Origin of the sequence: Kaistella flava (ex Peng et al. 2021) (genome assembly GCF_015191005.1) — a bacterium.
In the GTDB taxonomy this organism is placed as follows: Bacteria; Bacteroidota; Bacteroidia; order Flavobacteriales; family Weeksellaceae; genus Kaistella; species Kaistella flava.
This window is the reverse complement of record NZ_CP040442.1, coordinates 1,210,628-1,233,128: the sequence shown is the minus strand read 5'-3', so window position 1 is coordinate 1,233,128 and position 22,501 is coordinate 1,210,628. Positions and strand designations below refer to the sequence as shown.

The following is a 22,501-nucleotide window of genomic DNA, read 5'->3' as shown; positions in this document are numbered from 1 at the left end:
CCTATACCCCCGAATTGACTTCTCAAGCTAACGTTTGGTGCGTATAGAAAATATTTTCTAATTTTATTAAGCTCTTTGCAAGGCCGATTTTAAAATTGTTGCGTAATAGCACGGGTGCAATCCTGGTTGAGATGTATGTGATGACTTCAGTGGCGGTCTAATTGATTAGAACCCCGTTCAGAATATTTTTTTTGCCTAAAGAACATCTCCTTAGAGTATTTTTAATCATTAATTTTTGAAAATATGAATGAGAACAAAATTTCAATGGAAATTATCAATTCAAATGCTGCAGGAATTGATATTGGTAGCCGATCTCACTGGGTTGCGGTTGGCCAAAAAGAGGAAGATATTAAAGAGTTTGGTGTTTTTAATGAGGACTTAAAAAATCTCTCAAATTGGCTCAAAGAAAAAGACATTCAAACCGTTGCAATGGAAAGTACAGGAACTTATTGGCAAGCACTTTATGCTATTTTATTGGCTGATGGATTCCAAGTGATTTTGTGTAATGGCAAATTCACTAAGAATATTAAAGGCAGAAAAACAGATGTTCAAGATTGTCAATGGATTCAAAAACTACACAGTATAGGCCTTTTAACAGGTAGTTTCCTTCCAGATGAAATTACAGAGAAGCTCAGAACCTACTGTCGTCATCGTGCAAATTTATTAGATTCTGCAGCAAGCACTTCAAAAAAAATGCAAAAATATTTACGGTTATTAAACCTTCGATTAGATGTTGTTGTTAATGACATCTGTGGTTTAACTGGATTACTCATCATTCATGCGATTTGCAACGGAGAAAAGATCCTTTAAAATTAGCCGAATTAAGACACGGTAATTGCAGAAAAACAGAAGAAGAAATTTCAAAAGCACTTCATACTAATGGTAGAGAAGATTATTTATTTGCCCTCAATCAAGAGCTTGAGATGTATGAAGTCTTGCAAAGTAAAATTGTACAATGCGATGTAGAAATTGAGAAAATCTTAAACTCAACAATCGGAAAAGACGACAATAAAAGACAGCATCACATTGAACCTAAAAACACAAAAATTAATAAAAACACTCCTAAAAATATCGACTTAAATTTAATGGCCTATCAATATTTTGAAGGTGTAGATTTACTGGCAATAGAAGGAGTTTCCTATTCAACCGTACTTTCAATAATGAGTGAAGTTGGATTAGAGGGTATCAAGAAGTTCCCGACTGCAAAACACTTTGCAAGCTGGTTGAGACTGACCCCAAACAATAAAATAAGTGGTGGTAAAATACTTTCTAATAGGATCCCAAAAGGAAGTAACCGTTTAAAAATCGCTTTAAGAAATGCAGCAAATGCGATTGGTAATCTAAAAGACTCAACACCATTATCGGATTTTTTCAAGCGAATCAATTTTAGAAAAGGTCGAGTATCTGCAATCTCAGCAACTGCAAGGAAATTAGCAATCATCATTTGGAATATGGTCGTTAAAAATCAAGCTTATGTCAATCCGGAAGGCTACTTATTTTTGGATGAAAAAAGAAAACTAGGCTTAGTAAAAAGGATTCAAAAACAAATTACTAAATTTGGTTTGACTAATGAAGAAATTAATTTCGCAACTAATTGATTGTGAGCAAAAAAGAAAAACGTTAGTCAGAATATTACAATGAATCGCATAACTAGGAATTTTTTAATAGCTATTTTCTCTATTTGTATACTCTACGTTTTGGTTCCCGAAATTTTGACACCCAACTGCGAATATTTTACAAATGAAATCCGTGAAGAAAACTGTGAAATAAGAATTAAAAGAGTCGAGCATCTAAATTCTTTTATAATTATAGGTGAAAATCCTAAAACCTCTGAACCTTGCGAATGTATACACGATAACAGATGGTGGCAACAATATAAAAATGAAATGAATGAGGGAGATTATTTTATTAAAAAGAAAGGTGAACTATTTTTACAAATAGTTAAAAAGGATACTGTTATTACACACACATATAAATGTTATGAAAGATAAAAATATAAACTAATAAATATTTCAGAATTATGAATATATTAGATCTGAACTGTATGTTAGATTAAAAAAAATACTGCAGGTAACACGGTATTTCTATTACCGGGGCGGAAGTTCCTATCATCAAGATTTTTGCTAATTGTTCAATTTGTTATATTTACCAAGACTTGTTATAAAAAGTCCCCGCCAACAGAAATACCCAAACGTTATGTGCAATTTGAGATTCGGCTTCTAATAAAAGCAGTCTTTAATGAAACGTAAAAAGGTGGGTTTTGAAATAAGAAAATAGATGTATTTTCTTCAAGCCTTACAAATGAGATTTGCGGAAAACTTTATTTTCAAAGCGAAGCCGCTTTAAGGCTTGGTGAAGTTATGAGAAAAAAATGACAAAGTCAAGTTTTTTATTATAACTATTTCAAAACCCACGTTTTAGAGTGATTTATTTAGACTGGATTTAAAAAAACGGCACCTATCATTACGGTCTGATAGGAGCAATATTTTTAAATCATTTATTAAGAATCCTCATGCCTCAAACTGTGCTTGCTTTTATTATCTTAGCAAAGAATAAAACAACACATAACAAGCGATAAGCACAATTGCCTGCCGCAGGCGCAACACAGGCAACTGCGCCTATCGCCAACCGTTATCTGCTATCTGACCAAAATGAATGTATTAGAATTAAAAAAATATTTGGATAAGGAATACTTATTTTATAAAATTTTAGATTATTTTCTTGCAACTTTTTTTTTAATAGGTGGGTTATTCTTTATCTATAAATTGTTATTGACTGACTGGTCAAATAATTTAAGCGTAGGATTATTCATAGCGACCTTAATTTTTTCTATTTATTGCATTTATTTTGGAGCAGCAGGTTTTTTCAGGATTCCGTATGTGACAGAAGTCCACGTTATAATAAATAACAGTGGAAGAGAAAACAATGAAAAAAGAATTCGTGATCTTTCTACGAAATTTAATTTTTTTATTTATCCATACGAAATAAACGATAACATAATAAAGTTTGACACAAAAAAAATTTTAATGGGAAACAAAGAACTGTTTTTCTCTTATGATGACAAGGGTATTTATTTTAATGTGCAACATAAAAACTTTAGAGATCCTAAATATGGATATTATTATACTACCAGGAAATTAATTAAAAAAATTAAATTGGAGTTAACAGACAGCAGATAACACGGTATTTCTATTAGCGGGTCGGAAGTTTCTATCATCAAGATTTTCGCTAATCGAGCAATTTGTTATATTTACAAAGACTTGTTATAAAAAGTCCCCGCCAACAGAAATTCCCAAACGTTATCTGCTATGTCACCAAAAAACCGTCATAATAAATGAAAATAAAATTCTTTTTAATAATTCTTTTTACATTTCCTTCTTATGCGATTCGAGCACAAAATGGAAATGAACTAACAATTCAGCAAAAACAATACATTAATAAATTTATATATCCACTTTCGACTTTTGAACCTTCTACTGAAAATAATGAAGATTTGAAAGTATTAAATAAATTTATTGGTAATTGTGATATTGTAGGATTAGGTGAATCAACTCACGGTTCGAGTGAAGTTTATAAGATGAAATATCGGATTAGTCAGTATTTAATTAAAGATTTGAATTTTAATATTTTCTCGCTAGAAGCAAATATGCCAGAAAGTTATCTGATGAATGATTACATCAGCAGAAATATAGATTCCCCAGAAGATGTTTTACGCGGAATGTATTTTTGGCTTTGGCAGACACAAGAAACTTTAAATTTCGTTGAATGGTTAAAAATTCACAATGAAAATACAAATAATAAAATATTATTTGATGGATTCGATATGCAATATTATTTCGGAGCATTAAAGCAAGTTAGAGATGTATATAATGCTAATAATTATCCTTTAGATGATATTAACAGTTTGATTAAAATTTTAAAAGATAATAAAAGAGGTCAAAAAAAGTACGCAAAAAAAATTCAAGTTATCGTAAATGAATTGTTAAATAAGGTTTCGCAAAAGGCTTTAACAATTGTAGATATTGAAAGTAGAAAAAGATTTTTACAGAATATTTCAATCATTAGACAAAAAATACAAGTAGGCAGTTCAGCAACGAGAGATAAATTTATGGCTGAAAATGTAGATTGGATCAAACAAAACTATGTTCCAAGTAAGGTGATTTTATCGGCTCATAATAATCACGTGTCTAAAGGAAATTCTACGTCAATGGGCTATCATGTAAATCAGAAATACCACAATGATTATGTGAATTTTGGATTTGCATTTTATGAAGGAAATTACACGGCAAGTATTGGTAAAAAGATAGGAACATTCCCATCACAAACAGCACCTACTGGAAGTTTGGAATATAACTTAAACTCTTTAAATATACCTTATTTCATTTTAGACCTAAAATCTATAAAGGAAGATAATAATGAATTGGGGAAATGGATATTAAAAAAGATTAAGTTTCGAAAAACCGGTTCTGGATCTAAAGATGATGAGTTTAGAAAAACAAATATTGCAGATTCTTTTGACTATTTGATTTTTATAAATAAATCTTCACATTCAAATTTGTTACGAGAATATTAAACTGAAAGACACATCAGATAACATCGTATTGGCAATAGTGCGGAGGAATCGCAAATTTAACCATTTTAGATGTTCCGAAGTTTAATTTATAATAAGAAAATTTGTGCATTTAAGCCGCACCATCGCCAATACGCAACCGTTACCAGCAATCTCACCCACATGCCGTCAATAGAAATAATATCAATAAATTCGAAAGGTTTAAATCTCAACCAAGATGAGTTCGATTTTGCTATTATTGAAGAAAGTGAAAAAATTGAAACGCACCGCAGTTTGTATTTTGACTTTTTAAAAACATTGAGCGGAACTATAATTCATATTGGAAATCCTGAAATGATTGATAATATAGACAATGGTTTTTTTGGGGGAAAATTAATCGACTGGAGTTTCGGCGAAGAGAATAAATTTAAATTTTTAAAAACATATGAAAATGATTTTCTAAAAATACTCAAAATTGCTCATGAAAAATCGCCTAAAAAATTAATACTTTTCCTAACCGACTATCAATTTGCTGGAAGTAATGCGAACGAAATTAAATATCTGACACTCGAAAAATTCATTGAGGAATATCAACAGAATGGCGTTGAGTTCAACAAATTATATGAAATTGAAAACTAGAGACTGCTGGTAACACGGTATTTCTATTAGCGGGTCGGAAGGGTCTCCTATATGGCGGTTCTTATCCGAAGCCAGTTTACGAATTACTTATGTTTTCCAGCGTTACCCTAGCGAAAAAGAGACTTGTACTTTATGAACTATCTTCCTTTAATTCAGCGAATTTATTTATATTTACCATTTAAGGTGGAAACAAGATCGGATATAAAAGTTTTCATCGAACGGTTTGGGGATTAATTAAGTTTCATGAAAGTAGAACGATTTGTGATATTTTTCGTGGCTTCAGAAAAACCTAGTCGTTAGCCATCACAAAAAAAAGAAAACCTATAATCGAAAAAAAATGAATAGATTTATTGGAATATGGCAAAATGAGATTGGAAATAAACTTCTTATCAAGAAAATCGATGAAAAAAAAGCAAGTGTTACTTTTATTTCCGGAAAAACAAATGAACCTATTGGAAGACCATATGCAGATAATAAACTGACAATTGATATGAATGCTGAATTAGATTATTATGGATCAAGCGTGGAAGTTGAATTGTGGGAAAAAGGAAAGGGATTTATGTTGTGTCTCATTGATAATGATTATAAACAAAAAGCAGAGGAATTGAGTGTAGGAATTTCTCGTATTGTAGATGAAAAATTTGATTTTTTAGTTAATTATTATCACCTATTTGAACCATTGAGTTCATATAAAAGAGTAAAAATGTAAAGCTTTGGCAGTAATCCCCAAAAAAAGCCATTCGAATATTTTTCTATCTTCCCTATTTTTTCAATATAACATTTTGTGATTTTATTCCGACTCCCATGATGCTGCCGTTACTGCAAACCCTAAAGCCAACATCGCCTATATGAACAAAATTGATTTTGCTTTTCTCAATTATTCTATTTTCTCCAATATAATGCGCAAGTGAATAGATTTGTCTAAGAAGTGATTTTTATTAGGGATATGGTTTCTAAAAGTATATTTACAAGCATTCTCTTATTAGATACGAACAGTAAAGATGTGAAATTTTTCTATCGAGAATTATATAAAGTTGATCTACGCAAAAAGCTAGTAAAGAATATAATTGGAATATTTCGATGGGAAATAGTATGATGACAAAGCGAAATGTAAATAGTTGCAAAATGAAAAACTATGTGTTTGTAGATATAGATTACTATCATATAAAACTACTAAAATGATCTGGGATATTTCTTCTGAAACTAAACTCAAAAAAATTACCATTTACAAAAAGCCACAAGAAAATTAGGCGAAAGAAAATGGATTGCTTGGTTCTCAAAAGATATTATTTACAAAGCCCTTTATAAAAAGTCTCTGATTGCAGAAATGCCTAACCGCGCGTTACAATAAAAAAACACTGATGAAAGCAACATTAACAGTACTTACTATTCTTATCTCAATATTAAGTTTTTCCCAAACAAAAGTTTATAAATCTCCTAATGGAAAAATACTCTCGCAAGAAGAATATAAAAAGGCGAAAATTTCTTCTTTAGAAAATATGAAGAAAATGTTAGGTGCGGATTATGAACTTTATGAAAAATTAGAAGTTAGTAAAAAAACTAATAGTAGTATTTTATACTCGTTTGAATGGGAGTTTTTAAATGAAGAAATGCATGCTGAAAAGTTAGTTTTAGAAAAATTACTTGGAACTAAAATCGATTTTAAAAATCTAAATTTCCTGGTACATAACGAAAAAAACAACGTTGATTATAAAAAACCAACATTTGTGAATTTTTGGTTTACGACTTGTCCACCTTGCATTGAAGAACTACCTGCTTTAAATGAATTGAAAAATAAATATCAGGATAAAATTAATTTTGTTTCAATAACTTTTGATTCTTCCGAGAAAGTAGAAAAATTTCTAACGAAATATGAGTTTAATTTTATTCATATTGTTGGAGAAAAAGATTTTATTAATTCACATGGTTTTAATGGTTATCCAAAAACATTTTTATTAGATAAGAATCAAATTTTAAAATCTGTTACAGGTTCTTTACCGTCTAAAAAGGATGAAAATGCTTATAATGTGCAAATGAAATTAATGGAAGAAGCACTTCAGAAATTATTATAGATAAGAGGGAAGTGATTAATTCTCTTCATAAGAAAGCGATTAATTTTCATCTTGGGTTAAATCGATGGGGTAGACGGTGTTCATTATAGTGAGTTTAGCGAAGATTTGAAGTCAAGCTATTCAAAAATATTTAATTGGATCTAAGAGTCTGTTTAAGTTTCATCTTTAAAATTTTCTCGCATCTTCAATTTTGTAATTTTCTCGCAGATTATTTAAATTGAGCAGATTATTCAATTATTATGCTTCTATAAATCTTATAAATCTGCAAGAAAAAGAATCATAATATGATTTTAAATCAAATTTAAACAGGCTCTAAGAACTTTAGGTTTTTTTGGTGATAATCATACTGTTTATATTGTGCCAGGCAATATCTTATTCACAATGTAAGTGTAATCTTCCCCTCTTTAGGCACACTCAAAAGTAGAGTTTTTTGTTAATATTTTATTGTTGTCGTTGTTGAAATTTTGTTGGAATGTGGGAAACTCATTTGCGTTATTTTGATTGAGTTTTCCATATTTCAATAAAAAATCCCGTGGTGTAAGGTATTGTAACGCACTATGCGGTCTCTCATTATTGTACATCCACATCCATATTTCTGCATAATTTCTCATTTGTCTGATGTTCTCAAAGAGGTAAACACTTAAAAACTCTGTCCGGAACGTTCTGTTAAACCTCTCAATCAATGAGTTTTGTGTAGGTTTCCCTGGTTGAATGAAGCCCAGTTCGATATTCTCTTTGCGGCAATAATCTTTCATTTTTTCTGCAATAAATTCCGGTCCGTTGTCCACTCTTATTTTTTCTGGTTTTCCACGCCACTCAATTAATTGTTCGAGTTGAAAAATTACTTTTGACGAGGGCAAACTGCTATCAATAGTGATGTTTAAAATCTCTCTGTTAAAATCGTCAATGATATTAAGGGTTCTCACGCTTTTGCCATTTTCCAAACTGTCGTGCATAAAATCCATGCTCCAAGTCACGTTCGGATAGATGGGGCGAACCAGTGGTTGTTTTATCCGTGCTGGAAGCCGCTTCTTCCTTTTGCTTCGCAAATTTAATCTCATTGACTTATAAATCCGGTAAACCCTTTTGTGATTCCATCCAAAGCCTAAGTTTTTCAACCGATTGTGCATCATCCAAAACCCCCACGTTTGATTAGAATCCGCAACTAAAATAAGTTCTGCACGGATCTCATCATCTGAACTTTTAAATACCTGACGATAATAATAAACTGAACTTCTTAGACTGAACACTTTACAAGCCTTGCGCAAACTCATGTTATGGATCTCTTTCGAATATTCCACCAACTCACGCTTCTCACAAGGCGTTAGAGCTTTTTTTCGATCACATCTTTTAAAACGACAATCTCCAAAGTTTGCTCAGCTACAATCTTTTTATATTGCGAAAGTTGCTTTTCCATCTCTTTCATCTTTGAAAGTTGCTGAACATCCAATCCACCATATTTACTCTTCCAATTGTAAAAGGTTGGCTGACTTATTCCGTGATTGCGGCAAATCTCATTCACCGTCTTTCCCTGATTTTGTTCAGATAAAATCTTGATAATCTGAACTTCTGAAAATTTACTGTTTTTCATATTCTTCCCAAATTTAAAAACTATATTTTTAATCGTTCCTGTTTTTGGGGAAGATTACATAAGTTGAAAAATTATTATAAAGACTTTTGCGCATCACAAGGCTTAATATATTTTAGATAATACTTTCTGCAGAAAAGGTTTCGACTTTCTCACATTTTTAGATAAGTATAAATAATAGGATATTACTTTGCACCACCACTATCTTTCTCCACGTTAGTTTTAGTATTCTCTTTCACTTTTTGATTTCCAAATCTTTTGACTAACGAAAATGAAATTCCATACCAATCAGAGGCGAAATTATATCGGAATTGTCCTATTGGTGCGTACGTGGTACTATCGAAATTTGGCTTAAATAGAAAGTTGTTTAATCTTACGGTTGCCTCCATTTGCAATGGTGTGAAGATTTTCGTTGCAGATAAACTGTGAAATATGTTTTGTTTATTTGAAACCGAATTCCCGCCATTCTGACTGTAAACGCCAACCCAAGCATTTAAATTGATGTTCTTTCCAAGTAAGTTGGTATAAGACATATTGCTAGAACCACTGAAATTGGTGATGTAATTTTTAATATTTAGATTATTTTTAATATTGAAGTCGCTGCTGTCCGAGTATTCTACGCCAATATTGAGATTTACAGTAAACTTATTTTTGAAAAAAGTTTGATTGGTGCTAAAATTTCCCGAAAGTCGTTCAATCCGTCCATCAAAATTTGTGGGTGTACTGATTGTTTTTCCATCTTCAATGACATAAGAAGTCCAGTAATCATGGTTGCTGAAGAAGTAGTTTGCTGATAAAAAATATTTCTTTTTAATGCCCAATTTTAAACCCAATCGATCACTCGGATTAGGTTGTAGATCTAAATTTCCACGGTAGTACATTCCTTCATCACTAGGCAAGAGAAAAGGATTAAATTCTGAAAAATAAGGACGCCATAAATTATGATTATAGGTCGCACTCAAACTATAATTATCCGAAAAAGCATATTTTAATAGTAAATCGGGAAGTATTGTGCTGTAAGATTTACTTCTTTCTACATTGCTGACTTCTTGCTTAACAGTGTATGACAGATATTCGAACCGAAGTCCGATTCTTGTTTCCAGTTTTTTGAAAAAAGTCTTACTAATATTAGCATAAAGAGAATTTAGGTTGTCGGTATATTGAAAATTATTTGTTCGGGATTGATCAAATGTCCACTGGTGATCAATTAAATTTAAATAATCGTAAGGAATCACATTGTTTTTAAAACTTGTTTTTCCACCAAATTCTAATTGGCTCCCACTATCTCCAATAGGTTGCGAATAATCCACTTTAACATAATATTCGCGGTCTTGTCTGTGATTATATATTCTACTTCCTAAAGGAACTGGAGTTGATGTAAAATTAGTTATATGATCATTTTGATCGTCAGATAGTCTATAATTGATACCGGCATTGACGTCTAAAATTTTGTTTTTGACCTTATCATAGTATTTGTAGAATACGTTAGTTCCTACATTTTGATAGTCGCCTTCTAGATTTTGAGTTTTCGTAAATGAATCTTGTAAGTTACCATTGATATAACTGCTTCCATAGGAATTCATGTCACTGAATCGTTTCGATTTTCTATACTCGAGAATTAATCCAACATTATTTTTCTCGCTTAATTCGATCTCTGAAGTACTGGAGAATGATGGACTTCTATCTGTTGAAGTGCTTTCAGCATTAAATAGGGTAAGTGCATTATTATCATAAATTAAACTTTCGCTGTCCCTTTTATAAAAATTAGTATTGTCGTTGTATCCTGCGGTTAAGTTTTGAGTAAAATTCTTTTTATGATAATTAATGTTCAGATTTGAATACTGGGAATTCTTGGAACTTTGATTATTAGTAAAACTAGCACTCCCTTTTAAACCTTCATTCTCTAATCTTTTCAAAACGATATTAATAACTTCTCCAGTTGTTTCGTACTTTGAAGAAGGACTCGTTATCACCTCGATTTTCATCAGATTATCAGCGGGGATTGTATTCAAATACTCTTTAAGTTCCTTTCCCGAAAAAACCGATTTACGGTCATTAATATAAACCGTGACGCTTTGACCTTCCGCCTTGATCACGTCATCACTGTCAATACTTACTAAGGGTGTTATTCTTAGGACATCCCAAGTCGTATTTCCTGAAAGTATAGAACTATTTGCAACATTGAAAACGGTTCGGTCTACTTTGTTTTCTACAGTTGGCTTTCTAGCGATGACAATAACTTCTTGAATATCTTTCAGTTTGATACTGTCTTGTTTGGATTGTGCGGTAATAAATGCGGTGCTAAAAGTGGCTGCAGTAATAAGTGTAAATTTCATGCAATAGTTTATGTTTTTTATAGAGACAATAGTAAGAAGTGTTTCGTTACATCATCTTATTATTTTTCATGTTTTTTTTGAAAAGAAGAATGATCATGATATAATTTCGAACTTAAGGTATTTCGGATTTCTGATATCCAGTCGCAAACATATACATGAAATTAGAAACCTGATAGGGAAATTGTTCATATAAAGAATTCCCTTCATTGAATGTAAATCCATTTTTAAAATCATTATTAGCTTCTAAAAGTAAAATTTGCCCCTCTTCTTTTTTATTAAGATTTAGTAAGGAAAGTGCTTTGTAATATTTGGCATCAGAAAAATTCTCATACTGTTCCAATGATTTATTGAAATTGTTTATTGCATTCTGATAATTCTCTTTTTCATATTCTATAATTCCTAAATAAAATAGTTCATAAGGATTTACGAAATTATTTTTCTGTCCAAATACAATCGATTTCTCTATAAAATTTTTGGCTTTATCAAATTCATTTAATTGCAAATAGCATAAACCCATCCAAAAACTGTAAGGATGATCCATTATTACTCCGTCGTCACCATTGATTTTCGTTAAATAATTAAACTCTTCCAAAGATTCGGAATAGTTCTTTTGGAAAACACATTTAATGAAAGCTCTGTATTCTCGGTAATGATCTGTAGGATCAAGTTCGATGGCTTTATCTAAATATTTCATCCCAAGTTCATATTTTTTTTGCTTGAATAAGGGCATTGCTTTTTGTTGCCAAAAAAAAGGTTCTTTTGGAAGAATGGCAATTAAAGAATCCAGATAAAGTTGATGTTGTATAGAAAAAAGAGAAACCTTGGCATCGTTAGTGATAAGCTCTAAAAAGATTTTCTTTTGCGCTCCATCTAATTCTTTAATCATACTTGAATTTTGGGAAAAAAGTAAGAAAGGAAAGAATAGTATTAATACTTTAAATATGATCTTCATTCTAATTTTCATTTATATTCTATCTTATCGTTTAGCTCAATTGGATTGTTTTTCTCTTTTAAAGATTTTTGCATCTTTCTTGACATATCATCGTAACTTCTATCAAGTTTATTTCCTTTGTCATCGGTAACGATCATTTTTGCACTTTTTGATTTTAATTCACCAAATGGATTTTCATAAAAGTTCATTTGTATTTTCTCCATTATCGACCAGTTAATAAGTTTTCCGGTTTTAATTTTAAATAAATTATTATTTTCTGCTTTTTTTGACTCAATCAAGCTAAAGGCGTAATCTCCTTTATCGTCAATTATCTTGATGATTAATCCGGGGAGACCGTTAAATATATAAGGTCCCTCCGGAAGAGGTATACTTTCTGTGAACCATGCTTCCCATTTTCTCCCTCCATATTCTAACGTTGCTTTCTGACAGTTTATATTTGATATTAACTCTGTTTCCGGCGATATTTTCCAATTCAGATTTTCAATTAATATATCATAACTATCCCCATAAATTGGAGTAGTAATCGTTTTGAACACTTTTTTTGTCCGTAAATCTTTACGCGAATATATTTGATTGAAATCGAGGTAATTAATCGAACTTCTTCCACTTTCAAAATTTACTGAATCAGAATGCTTTTCTCTTTCCGAACGAAATACTGATTGAGATTCAGAAATATCTAGATAATAATTTTCATTTTTCACAAAACGGTTTTCTTGGCTTGGTCTATACGCTAATTCGTAGGTATAAGTAACATTTTGACAATATATCAAAATTGTATTTAACACAAAAAATAGAGAAAGTGTTAATTGCATTTTTATAATTTTTTTTGCTGACATTAAATTAAATAAGAAATTAATATCGTAACAAATCAATTTCTATAATATTATTATCTTTTGAAATCTTTTCTTTCAGACTTTTTTCAACTCTTAATACGATGTCCATTCCGGAAACTGTATTTCCATTATGATCTCTTTGATGTGGTATTTTCCCTGCCATATATTTCATTCTAATTTTTGATGCAGGATCATTTCTGTAAAAATTTAGTAATTCTTTGTATTTTTCCAGAGACAGTTCTATTTTTTTTTCTTTTAAATCAGGATATCTATAAGATGCTTCCAAGTTTTTATTCCCCATTAAAGTAAATTGATGTTGCAATTTTACATCAGCAATATTAACAATAAAGCCAGGCAAACCATGAAACTTATAAGGTCCATCGTTAATTGGTATTTCAGTTGTAAACCACGCTTCCCATTCTCTACCTGCAAAAAAGGCTTTTGCTTTTTGTACGGTGTAATTATTAATTTGTTTTTTATCTTTTAAAATTTTCCAATTAATTTTTCTATCATCCTTTATTACTATTCTACCCATTTCTAATTCAGTATTTTCATAAACAACTTCTCCATTTATTGATTTAATAATTTTATAAGTGTTGTTCATATCTTTGAAAGACATTGCATACTTTCCTGTTCTATCGGCTTCTGCTAGCAAGGAATCGGAAGCAAGTTTTGTTTGACTGAAAAATTCTGATTTTTCTTTAAAAATATCAAGAAACATAACTTCGGTTTTCTTCAGTTGAACATCTGTAGAATCAGGATAATAATCGTATTGATAAAAGAAACGCTTGTCTTGAGATTGTAATGTATTGCAGAACAAAAAACTAATAATAAAAAATATTTTATTGTACATAATAAACGATTTGTTTAAAAAAAGATTCTTTCCTTCCGCATGAGAGAAATTTATCGTTGAATTACAATTACTGGATTCTTTATTATAGAAACATCTAGATGTTGATGTTGCTTCACTTAACAGTTGTAATTCCTTTTTCCAAGTTCTTTTTAAATTTTTCATAAAACAAATCTTTTAATTATTTGTCATTATTGAAGCGTTAAACTTAAAATTAATACTTCAAAATATTATATAATGGTATATCGAGATTGATTATTTAAGGGTTTTCTAATTTATATATTGTTAATAAACAATATTTTGTAAAATAATTTATTTCTAAGTAATCAGACCAAAACGTGCAACTATCTACTGGTTTTGTAAACGTATTTTTGTGATTATTAAATTTTCCTATTTTTTAATCAGCAAAAGCAAATCTTGCTCGGAAGATAATCCTGTAGAAGCTCCCAAAATTTTCAGATTGTTATCAACTAATACAGTATAAGGGATGACTGTATTGAATTTCAATAATATTTGTAAATCGTTAAAAGATGGGTTTTTCTGATCTACAACAAACTGCTTCCAAGGCATTTGTTCTTGCATAAGTGCATTTTTCCATGAGTTTCTATCATCGTCCGTAGATATAGAAATAAACTCTATATTTTTTCCATTGCTTTCATATACGCTTTTAAGCATGGGAATTTCCAATCTGCAGGGACCACACCAACTTGCCCAAAAAACAATGAGATGTCTTTCGTAATTAGTGTCAATCACGGCAGCTTTTTCTCCAATACTGCTTTCTAATATAGGAAATACTATTTTTTTAATTTCTTTTACTTTATTGTTATATTTTACGAGACCCTTGTAAGGTTCACTCTGCTTTATATTGTCATCAAACAGTTTGAGAAAATCATCAGTTTGATGGGTATTAAATGTAGTTTTATTTTTAATAATACTGTAAAGTATATGATAAGAATAAGGAAACTTTTTAAGTTTTTCTTTTATCATATTTATCTTCTCCGGATTATTGTTTCCGAAAATTTGATCACCAGTATTATATAATGCCTCCGTTTGTTTCCCTGCTTTTATTATTGGGCTATTAGTAAATATTACCTCTGGAGATGTTATAAGATTTACAGGTATATAATCTTCAATGTTTCCTTTAATATTAATTAACGGATCTGACATAAAAGTAGGAGAGCCCCATTTTGGCACATTTGTTTTGAAACCAAAAATTCTTTTAAGTCCATTTTTATCAACGTGAAATAACCCTAGATAAAAAGGTTCTTTTACTTTATGTTCAAAATTTATTTCAAATCTACCCTTTGTTACTTTCGCACTATCTATTTTGGTAAGCATGGTTTCTTTCCAGAGATAAATAGTACCATCAGGTAAATTGGGAATATCTCCAATAATCTTTACTGAATTATTTTTACTACACGAGTAAAAAAGTAATAATAAACAAATAGCATAGGTTAGTTTTTTCATTTTTTTTTTATCTATATTTTATCTTATAATTCAACTCGATAGGATTATTATTTTCTAAAAGCATTTCTTGTGTTTCCTTGACTCTTTTTCGATAATCAATTTCCATTGTACCACCACTTCCGTTATCTTTAACAACTTTCATCCCTTTCGCTTTTGCAAAGTTGTAAGGACTATCAAAATAATCTTGTAATATCTTATTAAATTGGTTCCATGTTATTTGTTTCCCACCATCTATTTCAAACAAAGAACTATTCGCTAAGTTTTTTATTTCAGTGGCTTTGAAAAGATAATCTTCTTGGTCATCTTGAATTTGCAAAATAAGACCTGGAAGTCCATGAAAACAATAAGGTCCTTCTGAAACTGGAATCTCTTTAGTAAACCACGCAAACCAATTTCTACCTCCGTATTCCACTTCTGCTTTTTGACAATTAAAATTTGCGATTACTGTAGTTTCAGGTAATATTTTCCATTTTAACTGATCATCGATTTTAATGAAAAATTTGTCACGACTCAATGGTGAGACAAAATGCTTTCTAATAATCGAATGATCTCGATCTTTTGTTAAATAGAGTTCATGGTTAGGATCTGTATTATAACCCAAACCAAATCCTGTTTTCGCAATTAGTGAATCAGAAGATCTACGGCTTTCAGTACGAAAAATTGATTTTCCGCCTAAAATATCAAGCTTATAATTCTGCTTTTTTATTCTGTCTTTTTGAGTCGGATTGGTTTTATAAATAAATTCGTAGGAAATACTAGAGTTTTGCGCAAATATTGTTAAGCTGAAAATAAACAGTATTAAACAGACTGTTTTTTGAAAGAAAAATAGGATGGTTTTCATTTATATTGTATTAATTATTTTAATAAATCAATTTCTATAAGATTATTATCTTTCTTTAGTTTATCTTTTTCTCTCTTTGAAATTTCTAACCAAAGTTCTGTTCCTGTTTTCATATTTCCATTGCGATCAGGTTGGTCGGGAATACTCCCCATTAAATCTGCTGCTGGATTTCCTCGGTATTCTTCAAACTTCCTTTTAAACATTTTATAGTTTATCGCAGGTAAATCTTTTAAACTGACGGAGGAAGGATAAATAAAGTTTTCAGTAGAGTTTTTTACACCTACTAATTCAAATAAATGTTGGTCGTTTTCATCTGTAACTTTTACAATAAGTCCAGGTAAGCCGCGAAACTTATAGGGTCCATCGGTAAAAGGAATATCTCTGGTGAAATAAGCGATCCATTTTCTACCTCCGAAAGTGGTTGTTGCCTTTTGAACTTTATACCCAAGTATTTCGACAAATTCTGATTCTAATTTCCAGTTAATCTTTCGATCATCTTTTAATAAATATGATGTTACTCCTAAAGTAAGTTTATGATCAAGTGTTTTCTCATTTGGATATTTTAAAATTCTGTAAGTTGAAATATATTCACTTTGAGTATATCGGGGATCATTGTTTCCCTTATTTCTTCTAGCTAAAAGTGTGGAGTCAATTTTCATTTTTTCTATACTATAAAACTCAGATCGATCTTTATTAATGTTTAAAATCATTAGTTGAGAAATTTTATTTTCTGTTGCAGTAGAATCTGGTATAAATTGGTATTGATACGTGAAAATTTGACTATACATAATTGAATAATTAATTAATAAAAAAAGTAAAGATAAAAGTGATTTTTTCATAATATTGATAAAATAAATTTTAAAAGATAATTGAAAACCTTATCTCATGAAGATTAGATTTAGGTAATTGCTTGTTTTTAATTGAATCTAAGAAGCTCAAAAACAACCTAATAATTTGGGCCTTTTTCATTGATATAGTGATAATTCTAAAAAATTATTATTTTTCTTTAATTTTTCTTTAGCTTGCTGATCTCTCATTATTAGGATTTCCTGCCTTGAAATTTCCCTTCCAGTATTATCGAACATCTGTAGTTTCGCTTCTGAATTCTGGGAAAAAATCTGACGGATTTTTTTTGTAGGATCATTAGTATATTCTTTCCATAACTGAGTGAATTTTTTAGCAGAAATTTCCAATGGCTTAACTTCTGAGTCAACATTAAAAGTTGGATATGCAATTACTTTTTTACTCCCAACAAATTTAAATGCATGATCTCCTTTTTCATCTTCAATATTTAGGATGAGTCCAGGTAAACCACTAAATTTATAAGGTCCGTCTTGGATAGCTATTTCTGTAGTGAACCAAGCAATCCATTTTCTTCCACCAAATTCAGTAGTTGCTTTCTGGGCTTTTAAACCTTCAATTTCTTTATTTTGAGCCAGAATATTCCAATTTAATTTGCCTGCATTAAGTACAGAAAATTGATCTCCGTTAATTGCGGTGTGGAGCTTTGTTTCAAAATTGGGATATTTTTTGGTCACGGAATATTCAATTTTATGATTTAACGGAATTTTTGAAAAATCCACATGATGTGATTTCATAGATTGCGCCCTTTTCTCCTCAATACTTGTCAGAGAATCATAAACAAATTTTCCACTGCTGTAAAAATTGGAACCGTCTTGCGTTATATCTAAATTCATCAGTTCTTTTTCAATTAGATTTCTATTCAGAGAATCCATCTTAAATGAATACTCATAAGTTATTCTATGATTTTGGGAGGATAATTGAAGCGACAGTATTGAAAAAATAAAGAGGATAATATATTTTTGCATTGTATTTTTTATTTGAGAATGTTTTTATTGATCAATGATTGTATATTTTCGGGAATAAGATTTTGATAATCATCCATTGTAATCAGTGATGTTTCTTCAGCATCACTAAATTCAGGTCTAACGATATAGATATTTTGTACCAATTCGTATTTGTAGGAAAAGCCTTTTTGAGATATTTTGGACGTGTAATATTTTGCGATCGATTTCAAATCTTTTAGTTTGAAATTTGTGCTTTTGAAACTTTCGGTGATATAATGATCTGTTACTTCAGATTTTAAACCTAAGATAGATTGCTTTTTGGTTTTTAATGGTGAGTTATAAACAATATTAATAGTTAAATTATTCTCATTAGTAATTGTGTAGTCTTTTTCTTTTATTTGAATTTTATCATTTTCAATTTTTACATTATTCGAATTAAGGAGCTCTTCATAAAAAGAAAAAGGATAAATATTAGAGCCTACGCTAAGTGTTCTATTGGGATTTTCTTTATAAAAACGATTCAAGAAATCTACATTTTTCAATAGTCGTTGTTTAATGATTTTAGTTTTGCGAATTTTTTGGGTTTTGGTATTAATCGTATATACAATTATTCCATCAGAATAAGATTGCGGCGTATTATTGATCAGCTGGTAAGAAATGAAGTATGCATATAAATTTAAATATTTTTTGGACTGATTTGAAATTACTACTTCATCGATATCTTTGGTTTTAAATTTCTTTAGAATAATAGTGTCATTATTTAATTTTGAGTTAATAAAGCTTATTTGATAATCAGCATGAAATAGCTCTAAATTGTTTGAGGGATGTTCTGCGATATTTAATTTTCCATTCAAATCTGAAATTCCAACTATTTCTCCATTTTCATTTATTGCTTTTACATTTGGGATTGTCATTTTTTCCTCATCCATTACCATGAAAATTTGGGAATTAACAAAAATATTAAATAGAAAAAAGCTTAAGGCAAATTTTTTATTCATAGTTTATTTTAAATATAAATCGATCTTTCAAATAGTAGAATTAACATTAAAATCTCAATCGGATTATTGTCTTTTGCGAGTTACCTCATTTGGTTTTTCCAGTGTTCATTATATATTTAGTTTCGTAAATAAAACTTAATTTCTATGAAAAACTTAAAGTCGATATTATGAGAAAGAATAAAGTATACTTCATTTTAAAATTTGATGGTGAGAATTTCTGCTAACGGTTGGATATTTCTGTTGGCGAGGAGTTTTTATAACAAGTCTTTGTAAATATAATAAATTGAACAATTAGCAAAAATCTTAATGATATGAACTTCCTACCCGCTAATAGAAGATGTTATCTGCTATGTCTTATTTTAGCAGGTCGATTTCGATGATATTATTGTCTTTTTTTAAACGTTCCACCCACTGATCATTTAGTTCTTTTATTATTTGTGTAGAAGTTCTAAAATTTCCATTTGCATCTCTTTGGTCTGGAATTTTACCAACTAAATCAGCTGTTGGATTTTTTCGAAAATTCTTATATTTAGTTACATATTGATCATAATTCAAATTATAGCCTTTAGAATTATTCACATTTGGATAGTCAAATTTGGTAGTGTTGCCTTTTATTCCTATTAATTCAAAACTGTGATTTTTAGTTGAATCTTCAACTTTCAGAATTAAACCGGGAAGGGTTTTGAATTTATAGGGTCCATCCTGAATTGGGATTTCTTTCGTAAACCACGCAGTCCATTTTCTTCCGCCAAAATCAGTTGTTGCTTTTTGCACTTTATAACCCAAGATTGTATCAAAACTATTTTCTAAATGCCATTTTAAATCAATATCTTGTTTCACAGTATATTTATCCCAAAACATGATCGTTATATAGTTGATAAGATTTGAATGAGGATACTTTATAACTCTATCATTAACCATTACTTTATTGAAAGGCATTGCCATAATTCCTTTCTTACTTTGTGCTAACTGAGTTGAATCAGAAGCATATCTTTCGGAACTATAAAATTCAGATCGATCTTTTTGAATATTCAAAATCATTAATTCTTCTTTCAAATTATCTTTATTAGCTGAATCAGGAATAAATTTATATTCGTATAGAAATAATTTGTTTTGGGCAAATGCCATATTTGTTAAAGTAAGAAAAAGTAAAATTTTTAATTTTTTCATTGTTTGTTTTATTTTCTGTGACATTTTACATAACGTTTTGTAAACTGATATTAGCAATCGTTTTTTCTATTTATTTAATTTTTCTAATTCGGGTAATTCACTTTTATACTTTTCCACGTCCCAACTTAAATTCCAATTTTTAACATAGTCAGAGATTGAACCTAAGCCAACTTCTGCTCTTCTTTTATCTACGTTGTCAGGATCAATTAAAGGTAAAACATATTGAGTTTTATTATCTGGTTTGGTTCCTATCTGGCTTCCGTAAATTTGCTTTCTACCTTCTCGAATTTCGATCCTGTCAATTAATAAAGCTAAAGAACCTGAATCTGCATTTCCTTTTATTACAGCTTCTTTCATCATCGGTAAATATTTTTTTTGCGTTTCCAAATCTGAATGTTGAATGACGAGGAATATTGCACTGTTGGCTTGTGCGCCCACTTTATCTTTACCAACCCAACCTTTTTCATCTAATATTTTTTTTACTTTTAATAAGTTAATGGAGTCGCTCTGAAGTGTTATTTTCCAGAGATCCTGCATTTCTTTAGAATCATCACTGGATTTTTTTAGAGTTTCATGGATTTGTTTTCTATATTTTTGGTCTTCGTCATAAATTGTCAATAATTCAGCCTGCAAGGGTTTATCATAATTTGATTCTATTATCTCTAATTTTTTTTCTAACTTTTCAATTGTTTTTCCCCATTCTTTTTTTGAATGTAAATTTTCTAAATCGGTATCAGAATTTAAGTGCTTTAGATTTGTCCAACCTTTTTCTATGGATAAGTTCAACCATTTAAATGCTTTTTTTGTATTTCCAGCTAAAGAAGATGCACATGCGCCATTATATAAGTGACTTGGATTTTTGCTTTCAATTTTAAAAGCTTTATCATATAAATCAGTAGACATTTTATAATCTTTTGTTTCATATAATTTGTTTGCTTCACTTATTAATTTTGAATATTCTTGAGCATTAACGCTTGTGAATAAAAATAATAATAACAAAGTATAAAAACTGTTTCTCATTTTTTTTAGTATTAAATTTTAGATATTTTAGTTCTGTTTTTTTTTAATGTCTGCTAACGGTTGGGTATTTCTGTTAGGGGACTTTTTATATCAGGTCTTTTTAAATATAACAAAGTACGTAATTAGCAAAAATCTTTATAATAGTAACTTCCTTTTTTTTATTTGTAAAGTTCTAAATCTAAATAATTGTTAACATCTCCAATCAATCTTTTAGCATAGTTCAATTCCTCTCTTTTTGCTTGTGTCAGATCCATTTCATTTCCATGCGCATCAAAACTTTTTCCACTGAGCAGCCCAGGATTCATAATCATAAACTGTTCAGTACCACCTATGGGATTATTCCTGTAAATATTCCACTTTTTATTAAACTGTGAGCGAGTTATTGTAGCAGATAAAAGATAAGGTCTTTCAATAATATTTGTTTTTACATTTGCAGTTTTATAATTGGCGATTAATGAAAAAGAATGTTGATTTTTTTCATCATTAATTTGGATGATTAAACCAGGAAGATTGCCAAAAACAGAAGGTCCTTCTTGAAGTGGTATTTCTTGAGTGAACCAGGCAATCCAATTTCTTTTTCCAAAATTGATGATGGCTTTTTGACAATGATAGCCTTGAATATTTTTAGTTTCCTTTAAAAGCTCCCAATTAAGTTTTTCATTTTGTAATACTTTAAAAGGTTGAATTCCTACAAATTCTAAACTATAGTTAAGTTCCTTACTTTTGTAAACGATATTTTTATAATTCCCTATTGGAAAAGCACCATCTTCATCACCAATGTTTTTTCTAGTCGCAGAAAGAGAATCTCTTATTGCATTCAAATCGCTCACAAATTCAGAATGGTCTTTAAAAATTTCTAATCTTGTATTTTCAACAATAATACTGTCGCTTTTTGTTGAGTCAGCAACAAATTTATATTCATAAATAAATCGGTGCGACTGAGCAAAACAGAAGTTGGAGAGAAATAGAATAAATAGTAATATGTTTTTCATCTTTTTTATTTAGTTCTGAATTTTTCTGACATGGCAGATAACGGTTGTGTATTTCTGTTGGTGGGGACTTTTTATAAATGACTTTTATTTATATCACCGCCAGAACCTACTCCAAATCTTTCAATGTATTCTTCTTCAATTGTATTACTACCCCAAAACTGATTTTAATTCAACCCTTGAAAGTTTTAGTAGATTTTTCATAATAAAAATTTTTAAATATTTGTCTTTATTGTCTGTCAAACTTATAATTAATATCAGAGGTTGTGGTAAAAAGCACATAGGACTTGATAAATTTCGTCTTACTATTTTATATTATATTGCTAGATAATTTATTATTAAAAAACTATAACAAGACATGTTGCGATAGATGTTATATTTTCGAAGTC

General features: G+C 29.9%; 21 protein-coding genes. 7 read left to right on the top strand and 14 right to left on the bottom strand.

Translation table 11 applies throughout. From position 1 onward, the window contains the following. Positions 1-243 precede the first annotated feature (243 nt). The 7 genes from Q73A0000_RS16940 (at position 244) to Q73A0000_RS05555 (ending at position 7,260) form a co-directional block, all read left to right on the top strand. Positions 244-810 carry an IS110 family transposase gene (locus Q73A0000_RS16940; RefSeq protein ID WP_244140814.1) on the top strand — a complete coding sequence of 189 codons (567 nt, stop codon included), beginning with the start codon at positions 244-246 and terminating at the stop codon, positions 808-810. Beyond that, positions 786-1,598, top strand: coding sequence for a transposase (locus tag Q73A0000_RS16935; RefSeq protein WP_244140813.1), 813 nt, complete (start codon positions 786-788; stop codon positions 1,596-1,598). Before Q73A0000_RS16940 ends, Q73A0000_RS16935 begins: the two co-directional genes overlap by 25 nt. A gap of 1,053 nt (positions 1,599-2,651) precedes the next feature. Further along, positions 2,652-3,179: a hypothetical protein gene (locus tag Q73A0000_RS05575; protein WP_193813082.1), complete on the top strand. Its 528-nt coding sequence runs from the start codon at positions 2,652-2,654 to the stop codon at positions 3,177-3,179. A gap of 155 nt (positions 3,180-3,334) precedes the next feature. Next, positions 3,335-4,573, top strand: coding sequence for an erythromycin esterase family protein (locus Q73A0000_RS05570; protein WP_193813081.1), 1,239 nt, complete (start codon positions 3,335-3,337; stop codon positions 4,571-4,573). A gap of 69 nt (positions 4,574-4,642) precedes the next feature. Next, positions 4,643-5,188 (top strand): hypothetical protein, encoded by a 546-nt coding sequence (locus Q73A0000_RS05565; protein ID WP_193813080.1) that lies wholly within the window; start codon positions 4,643-4,645, stop codon positions 5,186-5,188. Between the two features lie 337 nt (positions 5,189-5,525). Next, positions 5,526-5,897, top strand: a complete 372-nt coding sequence (locus Q73A0000_RS05560) for a hypothetical protein (RefSeq protein WP_193813079.1) — start codon at positions 5,526-5,528, stop codon at positions 5,895-5,897. Positions 5,898-6,549: 652 nt separating this feature from the next. Further along, positions 6,550-7,260, top strand: a complete 711-nt coding sequence (locus tag Q73A0000_RS05555) for a TlpA family protein disulfide reductase (RefSeq protein WP_193813078.1) — start codon at positions 6,550-6,552, stop codon at positions 7,258-7,260. Between the two features lie 404 nt (positions 7,261-7,664). Here Q73A0000_RS05555 and Q73A0000_RS05550 read toward each other — a convergent pair whose 3' ends face one another. From Q73A0000_RS05550 to Q73A0000_RS05485, 14 genes are all read right to left on the bottom strand, one after another. Further along, a complete protein-coding gene (locus Q73A0000_RS05550; protein ID WP_193813077.1) occupies positions 7,665-8,561 on the bottom strand; it encodes an IS3 family transposase in 897 nt (298 codons plus the stop codon). A gap of 23 nt (positions 8,562-8,584) precedes the next feature. Continuing rightward, positions 8,585-8,851, bottom strand: a complete 267-nt coding sequence (locus Q73A0000_RS05545) for a transposase (RefSeq protein WP_193813076.1) — start codon at positions 8,849-8,851, stop codon at positions 8,585-8,587. Positions 8,852-9,033: 182 nt separating this feature from the next. Further along, positions 9,034-11,184 (bottom strand): outer membrane beta-barrel family protein, encoded by a 2,151-nt coding sequence (locus Q73A0000_RS05540; protein WP_193813075.1) that lies wholly within the window; start codon positions 11,182-11,184, stop codon positions 9,034-9,036. Between the two features lie 112 nt (positions 11,185-11,296). Further along, positions 11,297-12,070 (bottom strand): tetratricopeptide repeat protein, encoded by a 774-nt coding sequence (locus Q73A0000_RS05535; RefSeq protein ID WP_193813074.1) that lies wholly within the window; start codon positions 12,068-12,070, stop codon positions 11,297-11,299. A gap of 74 nt (positions 12,071-12,144) precedes the next feature. Beyond that, a complete protein-coding gene (locus Q73A0000_RS05530; protein ID WP_193813073.1) occupies positions 12,145-12,972 on the bottom strand; it encodes a GLPGLI family protein in 828 nt (275 codons plus the stop codon). 16 nt (positions 12,973-12,988) lie between these two features. Continuing rightward, positions 12,989-13,984, bottom strand: coding sequence for a GLPGLI family protein (locus Q73A0000_RS05525; RefSeq protein ID WP_193813072.1), 996 nt, complete (start codon positions 13,982-13,984; stop codon positions 12,989-12,991). Between the two features lie 225 nt (positions 13,985-14,209). Continuing rightward, on the bottom strand, positions 14,210-15,286 hold the full coding sequence (locus Q73A0000_RS05520) for a TlpA disulfide reductase family protein (protein WP_193813071.1): 1,077 nt from the start codon (positions 15,284-15,286) through the stop codon (positions 14,210-14,212). A gap of 7 nt (positions 15,287-15,293) precedes the next feature. Further along, a complete protein-coding gene (locus Q73A0000_RS05515; RefSeq protein WP_193813070.1) occupies positions 15,294-16,127 on the bottom strand; it encodes a GLPGLI family protein in 834 nt (277 codons plus the stop codon). A 14-nt stretch (positions 16,128-16,141) separates the two neighbouring features. Next, a complete protein-coding gene (locus Q73A0000_RS05510; protein ID WP_244140812.1) occupies positions 16,142-16,915 on the bottom strand; it encodes a GLPGLI family protein in 774 nt (257 codons plus the stop codon). 177 nt (positions 16,916-17,092) lie between these two features. After that, positions 17,093-17,956: a GLPGLI family protein gene (locus tag Q73A0000_RS05505; RefSeq protein WP_193813068.1), complete on the bottom strand. Its 864-nt coding sequence runs from the start codon at positions 17,954-17,956 to the stop codon at positions 17,093-17,095. Between the two features lie 8 nt (positions 17,957-17,964). Beyond that, complete coding sequence (locus Q73A0000_RS05500; protein WP_193813067.1) at positions 17,965-18,933, bottom strand: hypothetical protein; 969 nt, start codon at positions 18,931-18,933, stop codon at positions 17,965-17,967. 354 nt (positions 18,934-19,287) lie between these two features. Next, positions 19,288-20,103, bottom strand: coding sequence for a GLPGLI family protein (locus Q73A0000_RS05495; RefSeq protein ID WP_193813066.1), 816 nt, complete (start codon positions 20,101-20,103; stop codon positions 19,288-19,290). Between the two features lie 66 nt (positions 20,104-20,169). Continuing rightward, on the bottom strand, positions 20,170-21,102 hold the full coding sequence (locus Q73A0000_RS05490; protein ID WP_244140811.1) for a DUF6624 domain-containing protein: 933 nt from the start codon (positions 21,100-21,102) through the stop codon (positions 20,170-20,172). 179 nt (positions 21,103-21,281) lie between these two features. After that, positions 21,282-22,115 carry a GLPGLI family protein gene (locus Q73A0000_RS05485; RefSeq protein ID WP_193813064.1) on the bottom strand — a complete coding sequence of 278 codons (834 nt, stop codon included), beginning with the start codon at positions 22,113-22,115 and terminating at the stop codon, positions 21,282-21,284. Positions 22,116-22,501: the final 386 nt, after the last annotated feature.